Annotated in this window: 8 protein-coding genes; 3 read left to right on the top strand and 5 right to left on the bottom strand. The window is 68.1% G+C overall.

All coding sequences use genetic code 11. The features are described 5' to 3' along the window. Positions 1-304: 304 nt before the first annotated feature. Complete coding sequence (locus tag ACWCO2_RS31610; protein ID WP_450131446.1) at positions 305-1,525, bottom strand: MFS transporter; 1,221 nt, start codon at positions 1,523-1,525, stop codon at positions 305-307. A gap of 130 nt (positions 1,526-1,655) precedes the next feature. On the opposite strand from ACWCO2_RS31610, the gene ACWCO2_RS31605 reads away from it, so the two are divergent. From ACWCO2_RS31605 to ACWCO2_RS31595, 3 genes are all read left to right on the top strand, one after another. Beyond that, positions 1,656-2,384 carry a DUF6802 family protein gene (locus ACWCO2_RS31605; RefSeq protein WP_450131445.1) on the top strand — a complete coding sequence of 243 codons (729 nt, stop codon included), beginning with the start codon at positions 1,656-1,658 and terminating at the stop codon, positions 2,382-2,384. Positions 2,385-2,792: 408 nt separating this feature from the next. Beyond that, complete coding sequence (locus ACWCO2_RS31600; protein WP_450131444.1) at positions 2,793-4,610, top strand: phosphoenolpyruvate carboxykinase (GTP); 1,818 nt, start codon at positions 2,793-2,795, stop codon at positions 4,608-4,610. Positions 4,611-4,892: 282 nt separating this feature from the next. Next, positions 4,893-5,057 (top strand): hypothetical protein, encoded by a 165-nt coding sequence (locus ACWCO2_RS31595; RefSeq protein ID WP_450131443.1) that lies wholly within the window; start codon positions 4,893-4,895, stop codon positions 5,055-5,057. 66 nt (positions 5,058-5,123) lie between these two features. Here ACWCO2_RS31595 and ACWCO2_RS31590 read toward each other — a convergent pair whose 3' ends face one another. The 4 genes from ACWCO2_RS31590 to ACWCO2_RS31575 all read right to left on the bottom strand — a co-directional run bounded on the left by ACWCO2_RS31590 (position 5,124) and on the right by ACWCO2_RS31575 (position 8,508). Beyond that, complete coding sequence (locus ACWCO2_RS31590; protein ID WP_450131442.1) at positions 5,124-5,354, bottom strand: hypothetical protein; 231 nt, start codon at positions 5,352-5,354, stop codon at positions 5,124-5,126. A gap of 108 nt (positions 5,355-5,462) precedes the next feature. Next, positions 5,463-6,302, bottom strand: a complete 840-nt coding sequence (locus tag ACWCO2_RS31585; RefSeq protein ID WP_450131441.1) for a carbohydrate ABC transporter permease — start codon at positions 6,300-6,302, stop codon at positions 5,463-5,465. Further along, entirely contained in the window at positions 6,302-7,168 is an 867-nt protein-coding gene (locus ACWCO2_RS31580) for a carbohydrate ABC transporter permease (RefSeq protein WP_450131440.1), read from the bottom strand. Before ACWCO2_RS31580 ends, ACWCO2_RS31585 begins: the two co-directional genes overlap by 1 nt. Continuing rightward, positions 7,168-8,508: an extracellular solute-binding protein gene (locus ACWCO2_RS31575; RefSeq protein ID WP_450131439.1), complete on the bottom strand. Its 1,341-nt coding sequence runs from the start codon at positions 8,506-8,508 to the stop codon at positions 7,168-7,170. Before ACWCO2_RS31575 ends, ACWCO2_RS31580 begins: the two co-directional genes overlap by 1 nt. Between the last annotated feature and the right edge of the window lie 81 nt (positions 8,509-8,589).

Below are 8,589 nucleotides of genomic sequence, written 5' to 3'. Positions count from 1 at the left end.
TGGCTTCAGGTGACCACGCTCGTGCTCGTGAACGTGTTGATCGCGAGCTTGTTGTTCGTTCGGCCGGCGCGGGCGCAGCACGGTGGTGCTGGTGAGGGAGCGTTGAGCGTGTGGCAGTTGATCGACGAGGTCGAGGCCGAAAGGCAACGGCAAGGCGAGGCCACCGGACGGCACCACATATCCGCTGAAACTCTCGCTCGACTCGAGACCTGAGTCCGCACAAGACGGGCCCGGCCGCCTCCCTCCCCGCGCCGGGCCACATGGTGGCCGGGCGCTCCGCGCCCCCGACCCGGCGCCCGGCCACTCATGAACTCCGCACCAGCGCACCGCTCCGGCGGCGGGGTAGGAGGAGAGGCGTGCAGAGCATGAGGATTCCGGCGATCGCCACCGCGCCCCTGGGGCCGGTCAAGGTGGCGAGCAGGCCTCCGCAGGCTGTCAGGGTTGCGATGCTCGCGTTGCTCGTGATGGACCAGGCCGAGAGGGTTCGAGCCACTCTGTCGGTCGCCGTGTGCTCCAGGCGGTAGGCGGCGAACACCGGGTTGAACACGCCCGCACTCGTGATCAGGCCGAACTCGATCACGATCACGAACACCACGCCCCACGGTCCCGGCGGGACGAACGCCAGCCCGATCGACCAGCACGCGCGGAGGATTCCGCTGGTCAGCAGCACCTGGTGCTGGCCGAACCTCGCCAGCAGCGGCTGCGCTATGCGCGATCCGATCAGGCCGCCGATGCACGGCACGCCGAACGCCAGCCCGTACTCCCACGGCTCGAAGCCCAGGTCGCGGAACAGCACCACCGCCAACAGCGGCGCGGTCGCCATGATCAGACCGTTCACCAGGGTCGTGTTGAAGAACAGCAGCCGCAGCTGCGGGTGGCGCAGGATGTACCGCCACCCTTCGAGCACCTCACCAGCGCTGATCCGCTCCGCGCGTCCTGTCCGCGGTTCCGGCTCGCGGCCGCTGATCGCTCGGATGCCCAGCGCGGACAGCAGGTAGCTCGCCGCGTCCAGCAGCACCGTCGTCAACGGCCCGAACATCCCGATCGCCGCGCCGCCCAGCGGCGGGCCGAGCGCGGTCGCGGTCCACTGGGTGGCTTCGAAACGACCGGTCGCCACCACCAGGTCATCCCGTTTGACCAGTGATTTCAGGTAGGCGCCGCTGGCGGAGGTGAACACGATGTTGGCCGAGGCCGCGAGCACCGACACGACGACCAGCTGCGCGAACGTCAACGCCCCGAGCAGGTACGCGGCGGGCACCGACAGCAGCGCGAAGAACCGCACCAGGTCCATCGCGATCATCACCGGCCGCTTGCGCCGGAACTCCACCCACGGCCCCAGCGGCACGGCGATCAGCGCACCCACCGCCAACCCCGAAGCCGCCAACGCCGAGACCTGCGCAGTACTGCTGTGCAGCACGAGCACGGCGATCAGCGTGAACGCGTCGAACGCGAGTCTCGTTCCCACCGTGCTGGCCGTGTAAGCGGCCCACAACCACCCGAAGTCCCGCCCCAACGATCGCCGCACGCCGCAACTATTCCGCAGCCGCCCGACACGGATCGATCAGCCGGGGAAGACCAGGTGCTTCTCGAGCGGAACCGCTGACCTCTACCCTGCGTCATAGGTTTTGCAGTGATCCTGGTTGAGGGGTGGCGACGTGTACATCGAGGAGCAGGGGGCGGGCGACGGTGACATCAAGGTCACCGTCGAAGGCGACGAGTACACCGCCGAGGCCAACTACGACCTCGACGGCGACGGGGTGGACGACACCGTCGCGGTGATGACCGATGACGGCTACGTCGCCTACATCGACGAGGACCACGACGGCCAGGCCGACGTCATGCAGACGATCAACCACGACGGCACCGTCGTCGACCAGGCCCGGTACGACGCCGCCACCGGCAAGTGGACCGGCGAGGCGCCCCAGCAGCACCCCGGCGGGATGGATCCGGAGCAGGACCACGGTCCGGCCATGGTCATCGACACGCCGCAGGGCGACGTGCAGGTCGGGCCCGCCACCGAGGACACCAACTCCGACGGCATGGCCGACACCGCCGTGGTCGAGACCGAGTCCGGCGGAACCATGCTGGTCACCGACGTCGACGGCGACGGGTCCGCCGACCAGGTCGTGGAGATCAGCCAGAACGGCGAGGTCACCATCTCGCACCACACCGGCGACGGGCAGTGGACCGTGGTCGAGCAGGGCCAGGTGACCGGCGACGGCCAGTACGCGCCGAACCCGGCGACCGGGGCCACCGACGACGCGACCTGGAACTTCGACCAGCCGAGCGCGGGCGGCGGAGGCCAGCACGCTGGCGGGGCGCAGGCGTCCGGTGCGGCCAGCGCGAAGGGCGCCCGGGCCGACTCCGACGACGTCTGGGGCTGACCCAGCACCCTCGAACTCCCGCAGAGCCCGCCCGGTGGATCCGTCCCCGGGCGGGTTCTGCGTTTCCGACGCGCTTCGGCATCCGCCATTCAGCCGATGCCCCCGGTTAGCCCCGCGTTCGCACCCGTGTCCGGTTCGCCGGAAATTCTGGTTTTTCATGCCGGGTCGACGACGAAACTTCCGTCGGCGCCATGCGAAAGATCCCAACTGAATCGATTCCCTTATCGTTCTTGTGAGAGAACGAACAGGGCTGATCTCCATTGGGCGCCGCTGTCCCCGCTAGCCTCGGTGCATCCCTTTTTACAAATCGCCCGACCTTCGGGACGGGCGAAGCATTCCCGCAAACGCCGACGGACCCCCGCCGGCGACAAGTCCGGGCTGTGGCGCCCAGTCAGGAGACACGACGCGATGACCGCATTGACCATTCCCGGTCTCGACCAGGCACCGACCAAACACGAGCGCCTGCTGTCTTGGGTGCGTGAGGTCGCAGAGCTGACCACCCCCGACCGGGTGGTGTGGTGCGACGGCTCGCCGGAGGAGTGGCAGCGCCTGACCGACCAGCTGGTCGAAGCGGGCACGTTCACCCGCCTGGAGAAGAAGCCGAACTCGTTCTACGCGGCCTCGGACCCGTCGGACGTGGCGCGCGTCGAGGAGCGGACCTACATCTGCTCCGTCGAGGAGAAGGACGCCGGGGTCACCAACAACTGGATGGACCCCAACCAGATGAAGGCCACCATGACCGAGCTCTACCAGGGCTGCATGCGTGGTCGGACCATGTACGTCATCCCGTTCTGCATGGGCCCGCTGGACGCCACCCCGCCGAAGCTCGGCGTGGAGATCACCGACTCCGAGTACGTCGTGGTGTCGATGCACATCATGACCCGGATGGGCGAGAAGGTCCTGGAGAAGCTGGGCGAGGACGCCGAGTTCGTACCCGCGCTGCACTCGGTGGGTGCGCCGCTGGAGCCGGGGCAGCAGGACGTGCCGTGGCCGTGCAACGACACCAAGTACATCACCCACTTCCCCGAGGAGCGGATGATCTGGAGCTACGGCTCCGGCTACGGCGGCAACGCGCTGCTGGGCAAGAAGTGCTACTCGCTGCGGATCGCTTCGGCGATGGCCCGCGACGAGGGCTGGCTGGCCGAGCACATGCTGATCCTCAAGCTCATCTCGCCGGAGAACAAGGTCCACTACGTCGCGGCCGCGTTCCCCTCCTCGTGCGGCAAGACCAACCTGGCGATGCTGCAGCCCACCATCCCGGGCTGGAAGGTCGAGACCCTCGGCGACGACATCGCGTGGATGCGCTTCGGTGAGGACGGCCGCCTGTACGCGGTGAACCCGGAGGCCGGGTTCTTCGGCGTCGCGCCGGGCACCGACGAGCACACCAACCCGAACGCGATGCGCACCATCGAGCAGGGCAACTCGCTGTTCACCAACGTCGCGCTGACCGACGACGGCGACGTGTGGTGGGAGGGCATGGGCGGCGAGACGCCCGAGCACCTGACCGACTGGAAGGGCAACGACTGGGCGCCGGAGAGCGACGTCAAGGCGGCGCACCCGAACTCCCGCTACTGCACCCCGATGTCGCAGTGCCCGATCCTGGCGCCGGAGTGGGACGACCCGCAGGGCGTGCCGATCTCGGCGATCCTGTTCGGCGGTCGCCGCAAGACCACGGTTCCGCTGGTCAACGAGTCGTTCAACTGGCAGCACGGCGTGTTCATGGGCTCCACCATGTCGTCGGAGACCACCGCTGCCGCCGCTGGTCAGGTCGGCGTGGTGCGCCGCGACCCGATGGCGATGCTGCCGTTCATCGGCTACAACGTCGGCGACTACCTGGCGCACTGGGCGGACCTCGGCAAGGACGCCGACGCCACCAAGCTGCCGAAGATCTTCTACGTGAACTGGTTCCGCCGCGGCGAGGACGGTCGCTTCCTGTGGCCGGGCTTCGGGGAGAACTCCCGCGTGCTCAAGTGGATCGTGGACCGGCTCGAGGGCAGCGCCGCCGCTCGGGACACCGCGATCGGCCGGGTGCCGACCGCCGCGGAGATGGACCTGGACGGGCTGGACACCCCGGCTTCCGACGTCGACGAGGCCCTCAAGGTCGACATCGAGGAGTGGAAGGCTGAGCTGCCGCTGATCGACGAGTGGTTCGCCACCATCGGTGACGCGCTGCCGAGCTCGATGCGCGACGAGTTCGAAGCGCTCAAACAGCGTCTCGGTAACTGACCGAGCGACCCCCGGACGGGTGGTCTTAATGGGGCAACGTGGGAAGCCCCGCGGCCACCCGTCCGGAGCGGAAGCTCGTTGAAGCGTGCGCAATCGTGCGGCGTTTCCCCAAGGAACGTGAAGTTCTTTCGGGGAAACGCCGTTTTGCGTTCCGGCCAGGTGGATCTACGCAGCCCGGTGGAGTAAATCCGGGAATCGCAAACGATCAGCAACCCGACGGACACTTGATGCGTCCCAGTGATAACCGCCGAGAAAAAGGGCGCCGAACCGAGGGGGTGTGTCATGGTCAACCTGGCCATGCTGGCGTTGTCCCTGATCGCGGTCGCTGCGGTGTTCCTCGCGCTGCGAACCGAGGACGACGAGTCCGGCGAGAAGTCCGACGTCGGCGAGATCGACCCAACCAGCCGGGACCGGGTCCGCTTGGCAGGCCGTGCACAACTGCCATGACCCGAGCAAGTCTCCTGCGGGCGGTGAGCTGACCGAGCTCACCGCCCGCAGGCTTTTCCGGGACCGTCAAGCACCACTTCCCGCGACGGATGTCAGGTCGTAGTCCTGAAGTTCGATGTCGCTGGTGGCAGCGAGCGGCTCGACACCGTGGTCGTGCTGGTCGGGCACGTCCGCGGCATCGCCCAGCAGGCCGCGGCGGCACCAGGCGGCAGCCCCGCGCCCGGGGTGCTGTCTTGGCTGGTCAGGGGCCGTGAGGGCGTAGGAGTGCTCTAGGCCTTCTACGCACTCACGACCCACGTGCGGAACCGGCCGGGTCAGCTTGTGGGGGCGAAGAATGTCGTCTGTGTGGGCTCGGGTTACCTGGTCGACGGCGGCGCGGCCTACCGGGTCTCCGAGGTCGTGTGATCAGCGCTTGATGGCGCCGGCGAGGTTGAAGGCTCCGCCGAGGGATCGGGAGATGATCAGGTAGAGGGCGATCACCGGGGCTGTGTAGAGGATCGAGTAGGCCGCCAGCTGGCCGTAGGCGATCAGGCCGCCCTGGCCGAAGAAGGTGAACACCCCCACCGAGGCCGGTTGCTTGGCCGGGTCCAGCAGCAGGATGAACGGGACGAAGAAGTTCCCCCACGCCGTGATGAAGGTGAAGATCGCGACCACGCCCATGCCCGGCACGATCAGCGGCAGCACGATGGCGCGCAGCGCCTGCATCGCCGACGCGCCGTCCACCCACGCCGCCTCCTCCAGGCTGATCGGCACGCCGTCCATGAAGTTCTTCGTCATCCAGATCGCGATCGGCAGCGAGGTGGCGGCCAGGAACAGCGTGGTGCCGAACATCGAGTCGATCAGTTCCAGCTGCACGAACATGCTGTACACCGGCACCATCACCGCAGTGATCGGCAGGCCGGAGGCGAACAGCACGACGTACAGGAACGGACGCCGGAACCGCAGCTGGTAGCGCGACAGCGGGTACGCGCACAGCACCGCGGCCACCACCGAGATCAGCGCGGCGCCGCCGCACATCAGCAGACCGTTCCACAGTGGACGGCCGCTCTGGTCCCAGCTGAGCACCTGCGCGAAGTTGTCCAGCGTGAACGCCTCGGGCACCTTCGCGGTCAGCGCGGCGTCGGCGTCGAAAGCGGCCGTGAGCAGCCACAGCAGCGGCGCGAGGAAGGCCAGCGCGACGACCGCGAGGACCAGGTGCACCACCACTGCCACCGAGCGCCGCCGAGCGACCGTCACCGCAACCATCAGACCTCGTCCTTCAGGCTCTTGGCGTACACCACGGCGAACAGGCCGCCGATCAGAAGCAGCACCAGCGAGATCGTCGCGCCGTAGCCGATCTCGTGGAACTCGAACGCCGAGTCGTACATCAGCAGCGGCAGGGTCTGCGTCGCCGCGTTCGGGCCACCCGCGGTCAGCACGTAGATCAGCGTGAACAACCCGATGGTCTGCAACGTGATCAGCATCAGGTTGGTCAGCACCGAACGGCGGATGATCGGCAGCGTGACGTGCCAGAACCGGCGGAACGGGCCGGCTCCGTCCACCTCCGCGGCCTCCGCCAGATCGCTCGGCACCTCGGACAGCGACGCCTGGTAGACCAGCATCGAGAAGGCGGTGCCGCGCCAGACGTTGCCGAGGACGACCGCGAGCATCGGCAGGCTGTAGAGCCAGTCGCGCGGCTCGAAGCCCAACCCGACCAGCACGTTGTTCAGCGTGCCTTCGGAGTTGAGGAACGCGTAGACCGCGAACGCCGCCACCAGCTCCGGCAGCACCCACGCCGAGACCACCACCGTGCCGACGATGGTGCGCAGCCAGCGGTTGCGGTGCTGGGTGAGCACCGCGATCAGCATGCCCAGGCAGTTCTGCCCGATCACCGCCGAACCGATGGTGAACACCACGGTCAGCCAGGCCGAGTGCCACAGCGCCGGATCGCTGAACAGGCGGCGGAAGTTCTCCAGCCCGACGAACTCCGGCTCGGTGGCCGCGGCGCCGGTCAGCGCCGCGTTGGTGAAAGAGACGTAGCAGCTCCACAGGATCGGTCCGGCCACGAACAGGCCGAGCAGCAGCACGGCGGGCGCCATCGGCACCAGCCATTGCCGCGCCCGCACCGCCATCAGCCCGCCCTGGTGTTGGCCGGCTGCACGATCCGCGAAACCTGTTGCGCCCACTGGTCGGCGACCTCGTCCGGCGGTTTGCCCGCCACCACGTCGAGCACCGACTGCTGGATCTGCTGGGAGACCTTCGGGTACTCCGGCAGCGCGGGCCGGTAGTGCGTGTTGTCCAGCAGGCCGATCCAGAACTCGTTGAGCGGGTTCGCCCCGATCACCCGCGGATCGGACGCGGCGTCCTCACGGGCGGGGAGGTTGCCGCTGGCGGTGGTGTACTCGACCACGTTGTCCTTGGTCATCGCCTGCTCGATGAACTCGAACGCGTCGTCCTTCTTCTCGCTGGACGAGCTGATCGCCAGCGTCCAACCGCCGGAGAGCGTCACGGTGCCGGGTGCCTGGCCATGCTGGGTGGGCATCGGCGTGGCCGACATGACCTTCGCCCAGTCCGGCCAGCCGGAGTCCTGCCAGTTGCCGGAGGCGAAGCTGCCGTCGAGCCGGATCGCGACCTTGCCGTCCCGGACCAGCTCGTCGCGCTGCACCTTGTCGTACTGCGCGTCGGCGATCTGCGCCTTGCTCTGGGTGAGGTCCTCGGCCAGCGCGGTGGACAGGAAACCCATCGCGTCGGCGAAGCCCTTGCTCGGCGCGATCCACTTCCGCTGCTGGTCGTCGTGCAGGGTGCCGGTTTCGGTGCCGTACAACAGCATCTCCACCGTCTGCATGCTCACCGACTCGCCCTCCGCCTTGCCCAGCGCGAGATCCAGCGCGATCGCGTCCGGGCGCTGCTGCTTGACCTGCCGGGCGGCGCCGAGCACGTCGTCCCAGGTGCGCGGTCGCCAGTCGGCGGGCAGGCCGACCTGGGTGAACAGCTCGCGGTTGTACCAGAGCCCGCGGGTGTCGGTGTCCAGCGGAACGCCGTAGGTCTTACCGTCCTGGGCCTTTCCCGCCTGCTTGGTGGTGTCGATGTAGCTGTCCCAGTCCGGCCACTGCGCGAGCCGGTCGTCCAGCGGTTCGAGGTAGCCGGCGGCGACGTCGGAGTTGACGTTGAAGCTGTCCTCGTAGAGCACGTCGGGCGCGGTGGACGGCGACCGCATCCGCAGCTGGAGCTTGGACAGGTACTCGCCCTCCGGGGCGACCACCGGGTCCAGCTTCACCGTCTTGCCCGGGTGGGCCTGCTCGTACTGCTGCTTGACCCGCTGCATCCACTGGTCGACCTGCAGCGTGTTGCCGTAGCGGTGGTAGGCGACGCTGATCGTGTTCGGGTCGTCGGCAGCGCCGCCCCCGCAGGCGGCCAGCGACAGACCCAGCGTCGCGGTGATGAGCACGGACATCGCTCTGCGCCGTTGCATCGCGGCCCTCCTGCCAGCAGTGGTTGCGCACGGCTTGAGATCCGGATCACACTCCGGGTAGTTAATTCCATTCGTTGGAAC

The organism is Saccharopolyspora sp. NPDC002376, from assembly GCF_053593195.1.
Note: the sequence above shows the minus strand (reverse complement) of the source record. Positions and strands in the feature narration are given on the sequence as shown.